Source organism: Pseudomonas sp. SDO5522_S412 (assembly GCF_054071215.1).
On record NZ_JBSVWQ010000050.1, the window covers coordinates 19,333 to 35,697 of the forward strand.

Sequence of the window (16,365 nt, forward strand, 5' to 3'; positions counted from 1 at the left end):
TTATAGTTGAAATCGAAACTCCGCATGCCAGGTATGTGTGGCGTAGATACCTGCCAGGGCCTGATGTCGTCAGGAAAGCACGCAGAGCTTGAGTTGTTCGCGCAACCAGAGATGTGCCAGGTCCTTGTCGAACCGTGGATGCCAGGCAGAGAACAAACTGAAGTCGCGCACCTCGAGGGGCAGAGCAAGGGCCGCCAGCGAGCGCTCATAACGGCTCAGGAAACGGGACGGAAGCACACTTACACAGTCGCTGTTCTGCAGCAGCAATGGAACGATGCTGTAGTAAGGCACCGACACCGCGACACGGCGCGCACGCCCCTTCTGCGCGAGCACATCATCAATAAAACCGTGAAAGCTGTTCACGGCACCCGACACCACCACATGCTCCAGGCCCAGGTATTCCTCCAGCGTTGGTGGCGCGGATCCGCGAGGGTGATCGGCGCGCTGGGCCATCTTGAATTCTTCCTGCAGCAGCAACTCGTGCGACAGGTTCCCGATACGGCTGTGTGATACCAGCGCGACGTCAATCTCGCCGCTTTCCAACTGATCGCCAAGCAACACCTGGTCGATCGCACGTATCGAAACCCGGATGCCCCCAGGACTCGCAGCCTGCACAAGCTGCACCAGCCGGGGCGCGACGATCGCAGCGGCGTTATCGTTCGCGCCAATCACAAAGGTCCGGTCCGACTTGGCAGGATCAAAGCATGGAAGGTCACCGACCACCGTCCCCAGTACCTGCAACGCCTGGCGCAACGGCTGACGCAAATGTTCGGCACGTGCTGTCAGCACCATGCCTTTTCCGGACTGAGCAGGCATCAATAAAGGGTCGCCGAACAGGTCACGCAACCGTGACAACTGCGCGGATAACGCCGACTGCGTCAGGTTGAGCTTCGCCGCCGCCCGCGTGACGTTCCTCTCCTCAAGCAAGACGCTGAGGGAAGTCAGGAGCGCGAGGTTGTGTCCAGTCAGGTTCATCGGGTTGATCCACTGCCATCTCTCAAGGTGACGTTAATGTAATCAGATACTGCCCCGACGTCACAGGCCTCCCTTGGCCATCCACCAACGCATATTGCTGCTGGTAATAGCGGTCTCCCCGGCCACTGTCGGCGACCAGCTTCACGTTCACGGCGCTGTGGTCGAGGGCCGTGACCGAGCCCACCGGTTGCACACTGCGCACGCTGATGGCGCTGCCGCGTGCGGACGTAGGGCAATTGTTGAGTTTCATCCCGTTGGCCACGGCGAGCGGTGTGCAAGACGCTTCGACGATGCTGCCGTGAAACGAGATGACTCCCTGCCCCACCGGGCTCGCGGCCATGCAGGCACCGGACAGGCTGAACAACAGGCCAACATGGATTGCAGACATTCTCTTGATGCGCATGCCGATACTCCCGGGGGTGATAAAGCCTATGCCCCGGGATATCGGCCGAGCAGCAGGTTATTTTAAGATTTGTCTGATGTTAGAAGCGGTTTTTCCAAAGACTTTGGAAATATCAGTGCCCGCCAACCACAGGTTTACCGTGGGCCCGGTGCCCCGGCTTGAAGCCATGGAGTCGCGCGCACCACACAATCGCGAAGCCCGCCGCCAGCAACACCAACATTGCCCATGGGAAAGACGCCACGCCCCAGGTATCCAGCAACACGCCACCCACCACGCCGCTTCCGGCAATCGCGCTGTTCCATGCCACCACGTTCAGCGACAACGCAACATCCGCCCCATCTCCGGCAGCATCCGCCAGTGCGGTTTGCAGCAACGTCGCAGCGCCGCCAAAACTCAAGCCCCACACCGCCACGCCGAGGTAAATAACGCCCGGCACCTGCGCCAGAAAACCAAACGCCAAACACGTCGCCGCAAAGCCCGCCAGGCTGACCAGCACCGTCTTGCGCAACGCCACATCCACCAACCGGGCAGTGACCCAAATCCCGAGCAGCGCCGCTATACCAAACACCAACAACACCAGATCCACACGGTCCACCAAGCCCGCCGGGGCCACAAACGGCGCGATGTAGGTATAGAGAATGTTGTGGGCGAGCATCCATGAGATCACCACCGCCAGCACTGGCCGTACGCCCGGCGTGGTCAGCACCTTGCGCAACGGCATGCGCTGATGGGCCGACTGGCCGGGATAATCCGGCACTTTCACCAGCACCCAGACAATCAGCACCAGGGTCAGTGCCGACATGATCCCGAACGTGGTGCGCCAGCCCACCAGCCCACCCAGCCAGGTGCCCAGCGGTACGCCAAGTGACAGGGCAATCGGCGTTCCTACCATGGCCAGCGCCAACGCCTTGCCCTGCTGATGTGGCTCTACCATGCGCCGCGCATAGCCGGCCAACAAACTCCAGGCCAGCCCCGCCGCCATCCCGGCGAGGAACCGCGCCAGCAACGTCAGCCCGTAGTGGGAGGACAGCGCCGTGATGGAGTTGAACAGCAGAAAACCGACGATGGTCAGCAGCAGCACATTGCGTCTACGCCAGCCGCGAGTCGCGATGGTCAGCGGGATCACCGCCAGCACCGAGCCCAGCGCATACGCGGTGACCATCTGCCCGGCCATGGACGCTGAAACTCCCAGCCCATCGCTGATCAGCGGCAACAGGCCCGCCGGCAGGGTTTCGGTGACGATGCAGATGAAACCTGTCATGGCCAGGGCGAGCAAGGCGCCGACGGGCAAGCGGTCGGGAACGGCGTCTGCCGATAAGGTGGTTGAGGGGGTCACAGGGAAACTCCTTGAGCGAGAGAACTTAAATACCGATCGATATAAATGTTGGGCGACCCACGCAGCGTTGTCAACGACTTATGTATCGACTAGTATTTATCTCATCACCCGAGAGGATTTCCACATGGCACAGATGGGCCGCCCCCGCACCTTCGACCGCGACCAGGCCGTGGAACAGGCCATGCACCTGTTCTGGCAGCACGGTTACGACGCGACGTCCCTGAGCCAGTTGAAAGCCGGATTGGGCGGCGGCATCTCCGCGCCGAGTTTCTACGCGGCGTTCGGCTCCAAGGACGCGCTGTTCCAGGAGTGCGTGCAGCGTTATCTGGCGACGTTCGCCCAGGTCACCGAATGCCTGTGGGATGACAGCCTGCCACCGCGCCAGGCCATCGAGACGGCGTTGCGCCAATCGGCACGCATGCAGTGTGAAGAGGGGCATCCCAAAGGCTGCATGGTAGCCCTGGGCGTGATGAGCGCGCCCTCCCCCGAGAACGCACAAGTCACCCATGGGCTGACCCATTCGCGAGAGCGCACACGGGCGGGCATCGTGCATTGTGTCGAGCGCGGCATCCGGGCGGGCCAGTTACCCTCCGAGACCAACGCCCGTGCCATGGCCACGGTCTACGACAGTTTCCTGCAGGGTGTGTCGATCCTCGCCCGGGATGGCGTCGACGCTGATGCCATCGATACTGCCATCGGCCAACTGATGCTGACCTGGGACTTATCCGCCGCTACAGCGCCGCCCATTCGGCGCGATGCTCCAGCAGAAAATCCACAAATGCCCGCACCCGATGGGGCACATAGCGGCCATGGGGATACAGCAAGGTAAACGGCCGTGAGCGCCCGCCGTAAGGCTGCAAGACCTCCACCAAGCTGCCGTTGGCCAATTCCTCCTCGACGATGAACTTGTAGGTCTGGAATAACCCCGCGCCGTGCTTGGCCAGGGTTACGCCACCCAGCACATCGTCAGAGCAGCTGTAGCCTGCTTCCCCGGCAAACTCCCGCTCCTTGCCGTCCACCTGGAACAGCCAGGAAATGCGCCGCCCGTTGCTCGGCAATTCGTACTGGATGCACTCGTGGTTCGGCAAATCCTCCAGGGCCTGGGGCGTGCCGGCACGCTTCAGGTACGCCGGCGTCGCGACCACCACCAGCCTGGCGTCTTCCAGCAACCGCGCAATCAGCGTCGAGTCCGGCTGGGCCCGCACGCGAATGGCCAGGTCATAACCTTCGGCGACGAAATCGATGTTGCGGTTGCTGATGTGGATATCCACGCTGACTTGCGGGTACAGCGCACGGAATTTCGGCAGCAGCGGCAGGATCCGGTGATGGCCGTAGGTGGTCGGGATGCTGATGCGCAACAGCCCGGACGGCACCGATTGCGCGCCCATCATTTCCTGCTGGGCTTCCACCAGTTGCGTCAGCGCCTGGCGGCATTGCTCGAAAAATGTCCGGCCGCCATCGGTCAGGCGGATGCTGCGGGTGGTGCGCACAAACAGCCGGGAGCCCAGGCGCTCTTCCAACCGCGAGATGCTGCGGCTCACCGCCGCCGGGGTCACGCCTGCCACCTGGGCGGCGGCGGTAAAGCTGCTGGCCTCGGCGGCCAGGCAGAACAGCTCGATGCTGCCCAGCTGCAAATCTTCGAAATGGCGTTTCATGATGGATTACACCGGGTAGGTCGTTAAGGACTCGCTCACTGCTTCGAAAAACTAAAACAACAACCGCGAAAAATCACAACACTGCACCGCCAACTGCGCCACATTCTGGTTCAAGCCAAACTGCCGATCCCCGCGATGCAACGCCACATACCCAACCCTCGGTAGCGCCGGTTCCGTAACCAGCGCGCGCAGCTCCCCGCGCTCGATCAAATGCGACAAACACCCCTTGGGCAAATAACTCACCCCCACCCCCGACAGCGCCAGCCCGACCTGCACCAACAGGTTATGACTGGTCAACTTGCGCGGCATCTGCACAGCATGCGCTGCCAACCAGCGCTCATAAATCAGCCCCGTCCCCGAGTGCGAACCCTGGGTCAACACCGTATACCCGGCCAATGCCTCAAGCCCCACCGGATCAGCCTCGCTGACCAACCCCGGTGCGCACATCCAGGCGTTTTCCACACTGCCCAGCGGCGTACTCAGGAAGCGCGAATCACTGTAGGCATCAGGCACGATCACCAGGTCCAGCTCATCACTCTCCAGCTTGCGAAACAGCTCACTGCTCAACTCCACCGACGGCTCGATCTGCACCTTGGGATAGGCCTCGCGCAACGCCTCCACCAGCGCCGGCAACCAGGTGAAAGCCGTCAATTCCGTCACCCCCAGGCGAAACCTGCGCACCAGCACTTCACGGGTGCTGACCCGCTCCAGCATGTAGTCACGACGCTCCAGCAGGTCCTTGGCGTAGTCGAGCAACTCGGCGCCCTTTTCCGTCAACCGCGCATTGCGTTTGCTGCGGTCGAAAATCTCCACATCGAAGGTTTCTTCCAACTCCTGGATGCGCTTGGAAATCGCCGACTGCGACATGTTCAGCTTGTTCGCCGCCGCCTCGAAACTGCCCAGCTCGGCAATCCAGTACAACGCGTCGATTTGCTTGAACGTGATCATCGGCTATCTCCCATGAGAAAAAGCGATCCTATCAGATAATAAAATATCGCTAAAACTGTATGTTCATCACTCCTAAGATCTAGCCACAGACCCATAAGATCAATCGGAGTTACAGCCATGTCCTTGCCCGGTTCCCGCATCCTCCCCAACCCGCCGCTGGCTTCTGCCGAAGTGCTCGAAGCCTTCACTCACGTGGTCACCCCGCACATCAGCGACAACCTCGGCCGGCACATCGGCGCCCGTGGGCTGAACCGCTACAACCGCACCGGCAAGCTGGTGGGCACCGCGCTCACGGTGAAAACCCGCCCCGGCGACAACCTGCTGATCTACAAGGCCTTGAGCATGCTGGAGCCGGGCCACGTGCTGGTGGTGGACGCCCAGGGCGACACCAACAACGCGGTGATCGGCGAACTGGTCAAGCTCTACGCCCAGCAACGCGGCTGCGTGGGGTTTGTGATTGACGGGGCGATTCGCGATGTCGCGAGCTTCGAAGACACCCCTTGCTACGCCCGCAGCGTGGTGCATTGCGGCCCCTACAAGACCGGCCCGGGCGAGGTGAATGTGCCGGTGTCCATCGGCGGCATGCTGATCAACCCGGGGGATGTGCTGGTGGGTGACGAAGACGGCCTGGTCGCCTTCTCCCAGGCCGACGCCGCCGAAGTGCTGCGCAAGGCCGCGCAACACGCGGCCCATGAAGAGCAAGTCAAAGCCGAAATCGCCAGCGGTGCAGTGCGCCAGAGCTGGATCGACAAGGTGTTGCAACAGGCCGGCCTGGCAGGCTGAGGGGAGTCATCATGAGCACTGCCTTTCTGTCCGACCGGGTGCTGGGCATCGCGCCCTCCCCGAGCATCGCCGCCAATGCACTGGTCAGCGAACTGCGCGCCCAGGGCCGGGACATCGTCAACTTCACCGTGGGCGAGCCGGACTTCGATACACCCGCGCATATCCTCGAAGCAGCCAGCGCCGCGATGCACGGTGGCGACACCCACTACACCGCCACCAGCGGCACCCTCGCCCTGCGCCAGGCGATCTGCCTCAAGCTCAAGCGCGACAACCAGCTGGACTATGGGCTGGACGAAGTGATCGCCGGGTGCGGTGGCAAGCACATCATTTATCACGCCCTGGCGGCGACCCTGAATCGCGGCGACGAAGTCATCGTGCACACGCCGTATTGGGTGTCGTACCCGGACATCGCACGGCTGAATGACGCGACGCCGGTGATCATTCCCGGCGACGAGTCACTGGGGTTCAAACTGTCGCCTCAGGCCCTGGAACAAGCGATCACCCCGCGCAGCAAATGGGTGATCCTCAACAGCCCGAACAACCCCAGCGGCGCGGTGTACAACGAGGCCGAACTGCTGGCCCTGGCCGCGGTGCTGCGGCGCCATCCCCATGTGCTGATCATGGCGGACGAGATCTACGAGCACTTCGTCTACGACGATGCCCGCCACGTTTCCCTGACCCGACTCGCACCGGACCTGAAGCCGCGCACGCTGATCGTCAACGGCGCCTCCAAGGGCTACGCCATGACCGGCTGGCGCCTGGGTTTCGGTGCCGGCCCGGCCTGGCTGATCGCGGCCATTGCCAAGCTGCTTTCGCAAACCACCACCTGCCCCAGTTCCCTCAGCCAGGCTGCCGCAGTTGCCGCCTTCGCTGGCGACCAGGCGCCCATCGCCGGGATGCGCGAGGTGTACCAGCAACGCCGCGAACGCATGCTGGGCCTGCTCGAAGACATTCCCGGCGTGAGCTTCACGCCACCGGATGGCGCGTTCTACGTGTTCGCCAACGTCGCCGGGCTGATGGGCAAGACCACCGCCCACGGCGAGCGGATCGACAGTGACACACAACTGGCCGAGTACCTGCTGCGGGAACACGGCCTGGCCACCGTGAGTGGTGCGGCGTACGGCATGTCGCCGTATATCCGCCTGTCTTTCGCCAGCTCGCTTGACGTGATTGAAGAAGGTTGCCGTCGCCTGAATGAAGCGTGCCATCGATTGCGCTGACGGATTCCCGCCCCACCGGGCGGCCAGGGATGGCCGCTCATTGACTGCCTAGAACAACACTCATAATCATTGATATAAATGAGGCATTCCCATGCACAAGCCCCGCATCGCGCTGGTCTGGCAAATCCTGATCGGCTTGCTCGCCGGCATCGCCATCGGCGCCCTGCTGCACCGTTTTCCCGAATCCCGGCCGTGGCTGGTGGACAACCTGCTGCAACCGGCGGGCGATATCTTTATCAAGCTGATGAAGATGATCGTCGTGCCCATCGTGTTTGCCTGCATGGTGGTGGGCATTGCCGGGCACGGTGACGGTAAATCCCTGGGACGCATCGGGGTCAAGTCCCTGGGCTATTTCTTCTGCATCACCACCCTGGCGATCATCGTCGGGCTGGTGATGGGCAACCTGCTCAAGCCGGGTGCCGGTACCGAACTGGCCAGCCTGCAAGCGAGTGCCGTGACCTTGCCCACCAGCAGCGCCGGCGGCGGCCACAGCCTGGGGCAGATCATTGTCGGGATCATTCCGGACAACGTCATCAACGCCATGGCCCAGGGCAGCCTGCTGTCGGTGCTGTTCTTCGCGGTGATGTTTGGCCTCGGGGTTTCGCGCTTGCCCGCCGAGCGCAAAGACCCGGTGATTGCCCTGCTGCGCGGGGTGTCGGAGGCGATGTTCAAGGTCACGTCGATGATCATGGCCTACTCGCCCATCGGCGTGTTCGGGATGATTGCAGTGACCGTGGCCAACTTCGGGTTCAGCTCGCTGTTGCCGTTGGCCAAGCTGATCATGGTCAGCTACGTGTCGATTGCTTTCTTCGTGCTGGTGGTGCTCAACCTGGTCGCGCGCCTGTGGGGGATCAACCTGTTTGCGTTGATGCGACATATCAAGGACGAACTGATTCTGGCGTTCTCCACCGCCAGTTCGGCGGCGGTGATGCCGCAACTGATGAAGAAACTCGAAACCTACGGCGTGCCGCCTTCACTGGTGAGCTTTGTGGTGCCGGTGGGGTATTCGTTCAACCTGGACGGTGCGTCGCTGTTCCTGGGGATCGGCACGCTGTTTGTGGCGCAGCTGTATGGCATCGACCTGAGCCTGGGCGACCAGGCCCTGCTGGTGGTGACCATGGTGCTGACATCCAAGGGCGCGGCCGGGGTGCCGGGGTTCATGTTCGTGATTCTGTCGGCGACCCTGGCGAGTGCGGGCTTGCCGTTGGAGGGCATCGCCTTCATCGCCGGGGTGTATCGCCTGATGGAAATGCCGACCACCGCGTTGAACGTGCTGGGCAATGCCCTGGCACCGCTGGTGATTGCCAAGTGGGAACGCCGCGAAGGCACCGCTGAAACCTGTGGCGAGGGGGCTTGTCCCCCGTTGGGCTGCGCAGCAGCCCCAATAAGCTCACCGAATTTTCCTGAAAAAACGCGGTGAATTTTCAGGGCTGCTGCGCAGCCCAACGGGGGACAAGCCCCCTCGCCACAAGGTGTGGGTTGCCAGCTCTATCAACGGTGCAGGTCGAGGTCCGACGCCTCATGCCGCTCGCGCAGTTGCTCTGACGGCTCGCCCGACACGCGGTTGACCCGGCGCCCACGCCGCACCGCCGGCCGCGCTTCGATGGCATTGGCCCAGCGCACGACGTGCTTGTAATCCTGCACCGAGAGAAACTCCCCCGCCTCATACAAGCGGCCTTTCACCAGGCCGCCGTACCACGGCCAGATCGCCATGTCGGCGATGGTGTACTCATCCCCGGCAATGTATTCGTGCTCGGCCAATTGCTTGTCCAGTACGTCCAGTTGGCGCTTGGTTTCCATGGCGAAGCGGTCGATGGCGTATTCGATCTTGGTCGGCGCGTAGGCATAGAAATGCCCGAAACCACCGCCCAGGTATGGCGCGCTGCCCATCTGCCAGAACAACCACGACAGGCATTCGGCACGGGCCGCCGGTTCGGTGGGCAGGAACGCGCCGAACTTCTCGGCCAGGTACTGCAGGATCGCACCCGACTCGAACACCCGAATCGGCTTGGGCCCGCTACGGTCCAGCAGCGCGGGAATCTTCGAGTTCGGATTGACCCCGACGAAGCCACTACCGAACTGGTCGCCGTCACCGATCTTGATCAACCACGCATCGTATTCCGCCCCCTGGTGACCCAGGGCCAGCAGCTCTTCCAGCAGGATCGTGACCTTCTGGCCATTGGGCGTTGCCAACGAATACAGCTGCAACGGATGACGGCCTACCGGCAATTCCTTGTCGTGGGTCGCGCCGGCAATGGGCCGGTTGATGCTGGCGAAGGTGCCGCCGTTTTGGGTCTTCCAGGTCCAGACTTTTGGCGGTACGTAATCAGTCATGCCACTACTCCTTGGATTCAATGTTCACAACAACTAACGGCAGGCGCGAGCTTGCTCGCGAAAAACTCGAGGGTGCCGTGTTCTTTCAGGATGCCCGCGGTGTGGTCGACGACCTTCGCGAGCACGCTCGCTCCTACAGGTTCTTTTGGGCCAGTTGGGCCATATTCCAGCCGCCACCCAGTGCCTTGATCAGCCCTACGTTGGCGCTTAACTGTTGAGTCTGCAGATCCAGCACCGTGCGCTGTGCCTGCAACGACGCTACCTGCGCCGTCACCACGTCCAGGTACGCCGCGCCACCCTGGCGATAGCGGGCCAGGGACAAGTCCTCGGCGTACTGCGCGGCTGCCGCCGCATCGCGCTGGTCAACCAGGGCGGTGTCGAGCCCGGAGATGATCGACAGGTTGTTCTCCACCTGCTCGAACGCGGTCAACACTACACCACGATACTTGGCTGCGGCTTCATCGGTTGCCGCCTTGGCACTGTCCACCCCGGCCTGGCGCGCGCCGCCGTCAAAAATCGTCCCCACCAGCGACGGGCCAATTGCCCAGAAAATGTTGGGCGCGCTCAACAAGTGCGCGAACTCATCACTCTGGAAACCACCCTGGGCACTCAGGGTAAGGGCCGGGAACCAGGCGGCTTTCGCCACCCCTATGCGTGCATTGGCCGAGGCAATCCGGCGCTCGGCAGCGGCGATGTCCGGCCGACGCTGCAACAGCGTAGACGGTACACCGGTGGGCACGCCGGGCAAGGCGATATCCGCGACGCTTGGGGCAATCGCGTAGGTCGATGCGGACTCACCCAGCATCGCCGCTATCGAGTGTTCAAGCACTGCACGCTGCACCAAATTCTGGCTCAGCTGCGACTTGACCGTCGACAGTTGGGTACGCGCCCGCGCCACGTCCAGCCCGGAGACGATACCGCCGCCGTGCAAGCCTTCGGTCAGGCTCAAAGCCTTGGCATAGGCATCGCTGGTTTCCTGCAGCAACTGGTCTTGCCGGTCGATGCCACGCAGGCGGATGTAGCTGTCGGCCAATTGCGCCTGCAAGCTCAGACGCACCGAAGCCAGGTCGGCCTTGGCGGCCTGGGCGTCGCTGGTGCCGGCGGCAACGGTGTCGCGCACACGGCCCCAGAGGTCGACTTCATAGTCCAGCTCTACCCCCACTGTCCCGGAATCGTAAACATTCGGCGGGCTGGCCGAGCGCAGTGGCCGGGTGTCCGACTGGCGAATGCGCTGGGCATTGCTGGAACCGATCAGCTTTGGAAACAGCCCGGATTGCGCCTGGGCCAAAAACGCCTGGGCCTGGGAATAGTGAGCCAGTGCCGCGCTCAAGTCCGGGTTGCTTTGCAGCAACTGCTGCTCCATCGCATCCAGTTGCGGGTCCTTGTAGATGTGCCACCAACCGTCGCGACTCGCCTGGTCGTTCGGCGTGCCGACGGTCCAAGGTCCCTGGGTATGGAACTGCGCGGCAATGGGTACCTCCGGCACGTCCAGCGGCGGCGCAAGGTGGCAGGCACCGAGGCCCAGGGTCGCGACCAATACCAGGCAAGTGCGCTTAGCCATGGGGTTTGGCCTCCACGGGATTGGCGGCCAGCTGCACCGAATCGTCGTCGGCCAGGCCGTCGGGCGGGGTGTCGATCACGCGGTCGGTGGCGACCAGGCCGCTGCCGATTTCCACTCTGTCACCGAAGTCCCGGGCGATGGTCACGGTCTTGAAGTGCACATGATTATTCGCGTCGAGGGTCGCCACGCGCATGCCCTTGTCATCGAACACCAGGGCGCTGGCAGGCAGGCGCAGCACGTCGGTCTGCACCGGCAAGGTGAACTGCACGCTGGTGTAGCCGCCCGGCAACAGGCGGCTGCCGGGGTTGTCCACCAACAGTTGCACCAGGGTGCTGCCGGACGCGGCGTTCACCGCATCGGCAGTGGCGATCACCTTGGCGTTGAAGGTTTCACCGCGATACTCCGGCACGCTCAGACGTGCCACGGTACCCACCTGGATCTGCGGCGCCGACGACTGCGGCACCTGCACATACACCCGCAGGCGGCTGACGTCGGAGACCGCGAACAGCTCTTTGCCGGTGGCACCACCGGCACTGATCAGCGCCCCCACATCGGTGGAGCGTGCAGTGACCACGCCGGCGAACGGCGCAGTCAAGCGCTGGAAGCCCTTGGTGGCAACCAACTGGTCGACGTTGGCCCTGGCCGCGACCACTTTGGCCTGCTTGGCAGTCAGGTCGCCGGTGCGCTCATCCACGTCCTGGCGCGACACCGAGTCCGACGAAAGCATCGCCTGCCAGCGCTTGGCGGTGGTCTGTGCCAGCGACTCGTCGGCCTGGGCCGAAGCCAGCACGGCCTTGGCTTGCAGCAGTTGCTGATCGAGCTCCGGCGTGTCGATTTCGGCCAGCAATTGCCCGGCCTTCACGTGGTCGCCGATGTCGACGTTCCAGGTCTTGAGGTAGCCATTGACCCGGGCAAAGATCGACGCCCGGGAGTACGCCTCAAGGCGCCCCGGCAGGTTCAGGATCGGACCCTGGGGCTGCACGCTCGGGGTGATCAGGATCACGCTGGGCAACGCCTGGGCATCGGTCCAGGTTTTCAGGTCATGGGATTCGCTGGCGCGCACACCGATGCCGAATACCACCACGGCAACCAGGACCACCAGCCCGAGCAACAGCCAGAGCAGACCACGGGATTTACGGCGGGGCGAACCCGGATTGGAAACGGAAGCAGACATGTCAAACCCCTTGAGTGGCGGTGGTCGCAAGCGTGGCGTGCTGACGCCGCCCGTGCACAAGACTGAAAATCAGCGGAACCAGGAACAACGTGGCAATGGTGGCGAAGGCCAGCCCGCCGATGACCGCACGGCCCAGCGGGGCGTTCTGTTCGCCGCCCTCCCCCAGGCTCAGCGCCATCGGCGCCATGCCGATGATCATCGAAATCGCGGTCATCAATACCGGGCGCAGACGGGTAAAGCCGGCTTCAAGCGCCGCCTGCACCGCATCCCCGTGCACCGCCAGGCGTTCGCGGCAGAAGCTCACCACGAGGATGGCGTTGGCGGTGGCCACGCCCATGCACATGATCGCCCCGGTCAGCGCCGGTACCGACAGCGGCGTGTGGGTGATGAACAGCATCCACACGATGCCCGCGAGCGCCGCCGGCAAGGCGGTGATGATCACGAACGGGTCAGCCCAGGACTGGAAGTTGACCACGATCAGCAGGTAGATCAGCACCACCGCGCCAAGCAGGCCAAACAGCAAGCCACTGAAGGCCGCGTTCATGGTTTGCACCTGACCCTGCAACAGCACCTTGGAGCCGGTGGGCACTTCGCTGGCGTGGGCGGCGATGATCTTCTGGATGTCGGCGGCAACGGCACCGAGGTCGCGGCCCTGAATTGCGGTCAACACCTCGACCACCGGCTGGATGTCCGACTGGGTCACCACCGAGTTCGCGTGGCTGCGTTCGATGGACGCCAGGCCGCCGAGGGTCTGGTCTTGCGCCGAACCGGGGCTGCCGCTCAACGGCAGGTTATGCAGGGCGGCCAGGGTGTCGAGGCCGTACTGCGGGGTTTGCATCACAATCGGATAAGACACGCCGTTGGCCGGGTTGAGCCAGAACGTCGGCGCCACCTGGCTGGAACCCGCCAGGTTGACCACCAGGCTGTTGGTCACATCGCGCTCGTTCAGGCCCACCAGTTGGGCCTGGGTACGGTCCACATCGATCTTGAACGTGGGCAGTTGCCGCGACTGCTGGATACGCGCATCCACCACACCCGGCACCCGCCGGATTTCCCGCAGCAACGTGCTGGCGTAGGTGAAGTTGGCGGGCAGGTTATTGCCGCTGACTTGCACATCCACCGGCGCCGAAGAACCGAAGTTGAGGATCTGCCCGACGATGTCCGAAGCCGGGAACGAGAACACCGCATTCGGGAATTCACGGGGCAGCCGCTCCCGCAGTTCGCGCATGTATTCGGCGGTGGGACGATGGCCCTCTTTCAGGCTGATCTGGATGTCGCTGTCCTGTGAGCCCACGGTGCCGGTGTTGTTGTAGGCCACGTTGATCCCGCTGATGGCCAGGCCGATATTGTCGACGATGGCCGCCAGCTCCCGGGGCTCGATCACGTTATGAATGGTGTTCTCGATCTGCGAGACCAGCCGCGCATTGCTCTCGACCCGCGTGCCGATCGGTGCACGCACATGCAACAGGATCTGCCCGGAGTCGACGTCGGGGAAGAAGTTGCGACCCAGGAATGGCACCAGCGCAAACGACACGGCGACGAACGCCAGCATCGCAATCACCGCGATACGGCGGTGGTGCAAGGCACTCTCCAGTGCCCCGTGGTAAACCCCGCGAAACGCCTCGAACTGGCGCTCGAACCCGCGCTGGAATTTCACCAGCGGGTTGCTCGACGGCGCCACCACTGGCGTGCCGTCCGCATGATGTTCGTGAGGCTTGAGCAGGTAATTGGCGAGGGTCGGCACCAGGGTTCGCGAGAGGATGAACGAGGCGATCATCGCGAAGATCACCGCTTCGGCCATCGGCACAAACAGGAAGCGCGCCACGCCTTCCAGGAAAAACATCGGCACAAACACGATGCAGATACACAGCAGCGACACGAACGCCGGCGTGACGATCTGCGCCGCGCCGTCGAGGATCGCCGTCTCCACCGGCTTGCCCTGTTCCAGGTGCCAGTTGATGTTTTCGATGGTCACCGTAGCGTCATCCACCAGGATCCCCACGGCCAATGCCAGGCCGCCGAGGGTCATGATGTTGAGGGTTTCGCCGAGCGCCGACAGCGTGGCAATCGACGACAGGATGGCCAGCGGGATCGACGTGGCGATGATCACCGTGGAGCGCCAACTACCGAGGAACAACAGGATCATCAGGCTGGTCAACGCGGCCGCTATGATCCCTTCCCGGGCGACGCCGCTGATGGCCGAGCGCACGAACAGCGACTGGTCGCCGATCAGGTCGATATTCAGGTTGGGCGGCAAGGCGCCTTTGTTGTCGGCCAGTTTGTCCTTGATCCCGGCGATCACCCCGAGGGTCGACGCCGAACCGGTCTTGAGCACCGGCAGCAGCACGGAGCGGTTGCCGTTGACGTGCACGATGTTGGTCTGCGGCGGGTTGCCGTCACGCACCGTGGCCACGTCACGAATCAACACGGTGGTGCCGTCGGCGGTCTTGATCGGCAGGTTTTCCAGGTCGTGGAAGTCCGTCGGCGAGTTGTTCAGTTGCAGGTTGAACTCGTAGCTGCCGATCTTTTGCGTGCCCACCGGGGTGATCAGGTTCTGCGTGGCCAGGGCAGTGGCCACGTCCTGCGCCGAGAGACCACGGGCCTGCATGCGTGCGGAGTCGAGGTCGATCTGCACCTGGCGGGTCTTGCCGCCGAACGGGTATGGCAGTGCGGCACCGGGCACCGTGGTCAGCATCAGGCGCACGGTGTTGAGGCCCAGGTCACCGAGTTTCTGTTCGCTGAGGCCTTTGCCGGACAACGCCAACTGCACGATCGGCACTGTCGAGGCGCTGTAGTTGAGGATCAGCGGCGGCGTGGTGCCCGGCGGCAGTTGACGCAGGATGGCCTGGGACACCGAAGTCATCTGCGCGTTGGCCGTACTGATGTTGACTCCCGGCTGGAAGAACACCTTGACGATGCCGTAGCCGTTCAGCGATTGCGCCTCGATATGGCGGATGTCGTTGACCGTGGTGGTCAGCACCCGCTCGAACGGCGAGGTGATGCGGCCGGCCATCTGGTCGGGCGGCAAGCCGGTGTACTGCCAGATCACGGCAATCACGGGGATGCGAATTTCGGGGAAGATGTCGGTCGGGGTACGCCAGGCCGCGAGCGGGCCCACAATCAGAATGAAAATAGCCAATACCAGGAAGGTATAGGGGCGCCGCAATGCGATGCGCACGAGGTTGAGCATAGATGTGATCCAGACAGGAAGTTGATGACTGAAGGAGGTACCGAACAGCGCTTCCCTCCTGCCCCGCCCGTCTGTGTTCCGGGCCAACTGCACTGACATCCGGTCAAAATAGAGGCATATGCCACGATATAGCGTTTAGTGGCATACGCAACTAATTTGTTGCAGCATGTGTCAATATTCATCTTGCCGGATTAACGTTCGGTTAACCCTTGATCTGTAGCGAGTGATCAGCCTGTGAAATGCGCACCGCCTGTCCTGAATAGCCCGAGCACCTGCTCCAACGGAGCCGTGCGGCGCGCGTCCCGTCGTATGGCGCAGATCTATGACGAGGCGTTTGCGCCGTTTGGTCTGAAGGCCACCCAGTATTCGCTGATGAACCACATCGCCAATGGGGACGCTCCGAAGATGCGCGACCTGGCGCAGTCGTTGGTGATGGATTTGTCGGCCCTGGGGCATACGCTCAAGCCGCTGGTGCGGGATGGGCTGGTGGTGTTGCGGGTGGATGAGTTGGACCGCCGCAGCCGGCGGGTGCTGTTGACCGACGCGGGGCAGCGTAAATACGAAGAGGCGCGGGTGGTGTCCAGGCAGATGGCGGTGCGGTTTGATGAGGTGTTTGGGGCTGAGGCGGCTTGCGAGTTGCGCAAGGCCATGGACTTTATTGCGTCTGATGAGTTTGCTCGGGCGTTGTTGGGTTAGGGGGCATATCCGTTATTTGGGTGATGGCTTGTATCGGTTCCGCTCTTACAGCGGCTCACTTTTGAACAGCGCAAAAGTAAGCAAAACGCT

14 protein-coding genes are annotated in these 16,365 nt (G+C 62.9%); 5 read left to right on the forward strand and 9 right to left on the reverse strand.

Translation table 11 applies throughout. The annotated features are described in order from the left end of the window. Positions 1-69: 69 nt before the first annotated feature. The 3 genes from ACW9I6_RS13505 to ACW9I6_RS13515 form a co-directional block, all read right to left on the reverse strand. Entirely contained in the window at positions 70-975 is a 906-nt protein-coding gene (locus ACW9I6_RS13505; RefSeq protein ID WP_003207910.1) for a LysR family transcriptional regulator, read from the reverse strand. A gap of 22 nt (positions 976-997) precedes the next feature. Then, positions 998-1,378, reverse strand: a complete 381-nt coding sequence (locus tag ACW9I6_RS13510; protein ID WP_003207908.1) for a type 1 fimbrial protein — start codon at positions 1,376-1,378, stop codon at positions 998-1,000. 112 nt (positions 1,379-1,490) lie between these two features. After that, positions 1,491-2,714 carry an MFS transporter gene (locus tag ACW9I6_RS13515; protein WP_177021319.1) on the reverse strand — a complete coding sequence of 408 codons (1,224 nt, stop codon included), beginning with the start codon at positions 2,712-2,714 and terminating at the stop codon, positions 1,491-1,493. A 124-nt stretch (positions 2,715-2,838) separates the two neighbouring features. On the opposite strand from ACW9I6_RS13515, the gene ACW9I6_RS13520 reads away from it, so the two are divergent. Continuing rightward, positions 2,839-3,543 (forward strand): TetR/AcrR family transcriptional regulator, encoded by a 705-nt coding sequence (locus ACW9I6_RS13520; protein WP_177040510.1) that lies wholly within the window; start codon positions 2,839-2,841, stop codon positions 3,541-3,543. Here the strand turns inward: ACW9I6_RS13520 and ACW9I6_RS13525 are convergent. Continuing rightward, positions 3,446-4,369: a LysR family transcriptional regulator gene (locus ACW9I6_RS13525; protein WP_087692928.1), complete on the reverse strand. Its 924-nt coding sequence runs from the start codon at positions 4,367-4,369 to the stop codon at positions 3,446-3,448. The two genes, ACW9I6_RS13520 and ACW9I6_RS13525, sit on opposite strands and share 98 nt — an antisense overlap. 51 nt (positions 4,370-4,420) lie before the next feature. Next, complete coding sequence (locus ACW9I6_RS13530; protein ID WP_008433274.1) at positions 4,421-5,317, reverse strand: LysR family transcriptional regulator; 897 nt, start codon at positions 5,315-5,317, stop codon at positions 4,421-4,423. Between the two features lie 117 nt (positions 5,318-5,434). Between ACW9I6_RS13530 and ACW9I6_RS13535 the strand changes: the two genes are divergently transcribed. The 3 genes from ACW9I6_RS13535 (at position 5,435) to ACW9I6_RS13545 (ending at position 8,740) form a co-directional block, all read left to right on the forward strand. After that, positions 5,435-6,100, forward strand: a complete 666-nt coding sequence (locus tag ACW9I6_RS13535) for an RraA family protein (protein WP_134326042.1) — start codon at positions 5,435-5,437, stop codon at positions 6,098-6,100. 11 nt (positions 6,101-6,111) lie between these two features. Beyond that, positions 6,112-7,320, forward strand: coding sequence for a pyridoxal phosphate-dependent aminotransferase (locus ACW9I6_RS13540; RefSeq protein WP_177117518.1), 1,209 nt, complete (start codon positions 6,112-6,114; stop codon positions 7,318-7,320). 91 nt (positions 7,321-7,411) lie between these two features. Further along, on the forward strand, positions 7,412-8,740 hold the full coding sequence (locus tag ACW9I6_RS13545) for a cation:dicarboxylate symporter family transporter (RefSeq protein ID WP_457339427.1): 1,329 nt from the start codon (positions 7,412-7,414) through the stop codon (positions 8,738-8,740). A gap of 71 nt (positions 8,741-8,811) precedes the next feature. On the opposite strand, the gene yghU is transcribed toward ACW9I6_RS13545, so the two are convergent. The 4 genes from yghU to ACW9I6_RS13565 all read right to left on the reverse strand — a co-directional run bounded on the left by yghU (position 8,812) and on the right by ACW9I6_RS13565 (position 15,579). Next, positions 8,812-9,654 carry a glutathione-dependent disulfide-bond oxidoreductase gene (yghU, locus tag ACW9I6_RS13550; RefSeq protein ID WP_457339428.1) on the reverse strand — a complete coding sequence of 281 codons (843 nt, stop codon included), beginning with the start codon at positions 9,652-9,654 and terminating at the stop codon, positions 8,812-8,814. A 133-nt stretch (positions 9,655-9,787) separates the two neighbouring features. Continuing rightward, entirely contained in the window at positions 9,788-11,215 is a 1,428-nt protein-coding gene (locus tag ACW9I6_RS13555) for an efflux transporter outer membrane subunit (protein WP_003207893.1), read from the reverse strand. Beyond that, on the reverse strand, positions 11,208-12,389 hold the full coding sequence (locus ACW9I6_RS13560; RefSeq protein ID WP_457339429.1) for an efflux RND transporter periplasmic adaptor subunit: 1,182 nt from the start codon (positions 12,387-12,389) through the stop codon (positions 11,208-11,210). The genes ACW9I6_RS13555 and ACW9I6_RS13560 overlap by 8 nt, the downstream gene beginning before the upstream one ends. A 1-nt stretch (position 12,390) precedes the next feature. Then, positions 12,391-15,579, reverse strand: a complete 3,189-nt coding sequence (locus ACW9I6_RS13565; protein WP_008433261.1) for an efflux RND transporter permease subunit — start codon at positions 15,577-15,579, stop codon at positions 12,391-12,393. A gap of 309 nt (positions 15,580-15,888) precedes the next feature. Here ACW9I6_RS13565 and ACW9I6_RS13570 point away from each other — a divergent pair, with 309 nt between their 5' ends. Beyond that, complete coding sequence (locus ACW9I6_RS13570) at positions 15,889-16,275, forward strand: MarR family winged helix-turn-helix transcriptional regulator (protein WP_003207888.1); 387 nt, start codon at positions 15,889-15,891, stop codon at positions 16,273-16,275. Positions 16,276-16,365: the final 90 nt, after the last annotated feature.

Bases quoted from the DNA above. Each gene is read 5' to 3' on its own strand.
- ACW9I6_RS13570 (WP_003207888.1), top strand. From the start codon at position 15,889: ATGGCGCAGATCTATGACGAGGCGTTTGCGCCGTTTGGTCTGAAGGCC.
- ACW9I6_RS13520 (WP_177040510.1), top strand. From the start codon at position 2,839: ATGGCACAGATGGGCCGCCCCCGCACCTTCGACCGCGACCAGGCCGTG.
- ACW9I6_RS13505 (WP_003207910.1), bottom strand. From the start codon at position 975: ATGAACCTGACTGGACACAACCTCGCGCTCCTGACTTCCCTCAGCGTC.
- ACW9I6_RS13555 (WP_003207893.1), bottom strand. From the start codon at position 11,215: ATGGCTAAGCGCACTTGCCTGGTATTGGTCGCGACCCTGGGCCTCGGT.
- ACW9I6_RS13540 (WP_177117518.1), top strand. From the start codon at position 6,112: ATGAGCACTGCCTTTCTGTCCGACCGGGTGCTGGGCATCGCGCCCTCC.
- ACW9I6_RS13530 (WP_008433274.1), bottom strand. From the start codon at position 5,317: ATGATCACGTTCAAGCAAATCGACGCGTTGTACTGGATTGCCGAGCTG.
- ACW9I6_RS13525 (WP_087692928.1), bottom strand. From the start codon at position 4,369: ATGAAACGCCATTTCGAAGATTTGCAGCTGGGCAGCATCGAGCTGTTC.
- yghU (WP_457339428.1), bottom strand. From the start codon at position 9,654: ATGACTGATTACGTACCGCCAAAAGTCTGGACCTGGAAGACCCAAAAC.
- ACW9I6_RS13565 (WP_008433261.1), bottom strand. From the start codon at position 15,579: ATGCTCAACCTCGTGCGCATCGCATTGCGGCGCCCCTATACCTTCCTG.
- ACW9I6_RS13535 (WP_134326042.1), top strand. From the start codon at position 5,435: ATGTCCTTGCCCGGTTCCCGCATCCTCCCCAACCCGCCGCTGGCTTCT.
- ACW9I6_RS13545 (WP_457339427.1), top strand. From the start codon at position 7,412: ATGCACAAGCCCCGCATCGCGCTGGTCTGGCAAATCCTGATCGGCTTG.
- ACW9I6_RS13510 (WP_003207908.1), bottom strand. From the start codon at position 1,378: ATGCGCATCAAGAGAATGTCTGCAATCCATGTTGGCCTGTTGTTCAGC.
- ACW9I6_RS13560 (WP_457339429.1), bottom strand. From the start codon at position 12,389: ATGTCTGCTTCCGTTTCCAATCCGGGTTCGCCCCGCCGTAAATCCCGT.